This is a genomic window from Streptomyces sp. MB09-02B (assembly GCF_033794485.1).
In the GTDB taxonomy this organism is placed as follows: domain Bacteria; phylum Actinomycetota; class Actinomycetes; order Streptomycetales; family Streptomycetaceae; genus Streptomyces.
The window spans coordinates 1-1,362 of the sequence record NZ_JARGEE010000860.1; the positions used below are offsets into that span (position 1 = coordinate 1).

The 1,362-nt window shown below is 72.6% G+C and carries 2 protein-coding genes; both read left to right on the top strand.

The features are described from left to right. On the top strand, positions 1 to 559 hold a 559-nt coding region (locus tag P1P70_RS44670; RefSeq protein ID WP_413471695.1), incomplete at its 5' end, for a ComEC/Rec2 family competence protein. Positions 560 to 563: 4 nt separating this feature from the next. Beyond that, positions 564 to 1,362, top strand: a 799-nt coding sequence (locus tag P1P70_RS44675) for an arylamine N-acetyltransferase (RefSeq protein ID WP_319248229.1), incomplete at its 3' end; no start/stop codon positions are given.

Genomic DNA, 1,362 nt, shown 5'->3' on the forward strand with positions numbered 1-1,362 from the left:
GCTGCGGGGGCGTTCGGTGGGGGCGATCGCGACGACGGGGTTCGAGGAGCCCGTGGAGCAGGCGGCGTTCGTGCGCAGGGAGGCGGCGGCCCGGGGGATCCCGCTGACGCGGGCCGTGGCCGGGGAGGAGCGGCGCACGGGCAGCCTCGCCTGGCGGGTGCTGTGGCCGCCGAGCGACCAGGCCGCGCCGGAAGGGCCGAACGACGCCAGCGTCACCATGCTCGTCCGCTCGGCGGGGCTGACCCTGCTGCTCCTCGGCGACCTGGAACCGCCCGGTCAACGAGAGCTGGCGAGGTCTCCGGAGGCCGCCGCGCTCGGAGCCGTGGACGTGGTGAAGGTCGCCCACCACGGTTCGGCCTACCAGGACCCGGGGCTGATACGGGCCATGGCCCCCGAGCTGGCACTCATCTCCGTGGGCGCGGACAACCCGTACGGCCATCCGGCGCCCAGTACGGTCGCTGCGCTGCGGGCCGGGGGTGCCACGGTGCTGCGTACGGACGAGGACGGCGCGGTCGCCGTCGCGGGTACGGCGGAGGAGTTGCTCGTGGCGAGAGACTGAGGGCATGAATACCGCGGAGCTTGACGCCTACCTTCGCCGTCTCGGGGCCGAGCAGCAGGCCTGGCCCACCGTCGACGTACTGCGTGAACTGCACCTGCGCCATCTGCGGGCGGTGCCCTTCGAGAACCTGTCGATCCACCTCGGGGAGGAGATCGTTCTGGAGGAGAAGCGGCTGCTGGACAAGGTGGTCGGGGAGCGCAGGGGCGGGTTCTGCTACGAACTGAACGGATTGTTCGGGGCGTTGCTCGCGAAGCTCGGGTTCGACGTGACGTTGCTCGCGGCGCGGGTGTACGGCGAGGAGGGGCGGCTCGGCATCCCGTACGACCATCTCGCGCTGCGGGTGCGGACGGTGGACGGGGGTGACTGGCTGGCCGATGTCGGGTTCGGGGCGAACAGCCACTATCCGCTGGAGTTCGGGGACCGGGGGGAGCAGGAGGACCCGGGGGGCAGGTTCCGGGTGGCCGAGGCGGACCGGGAGAGCGGGGGCCGGGAGTTCGGGGACCTGGACGTGTTCCGGAACGGCGAGCCGCAGTACCGGCTGGAGACGCGGCCGAGGGTGCTCGGGGACTTCGTGGCCGGGGCGTGGTGGCACAGCACCTCGCCGGCCTCCCACTTCACGCGGTCCCCCGTCTGCTCCCGGCTGACGGAGAACGGCGGCCGCGTCACCCTCAGCGGGCGCACGTTCACCGTCACCGCGGTGGATGGCGCCCGCGAGGTGACCGAGCTGGGTTCGGACGAGGAGGTACTGGCGGTGTACCGGGACCACTTCGGGGTGCGGTTGGACAGAGTGCCGGAGGTGGGGG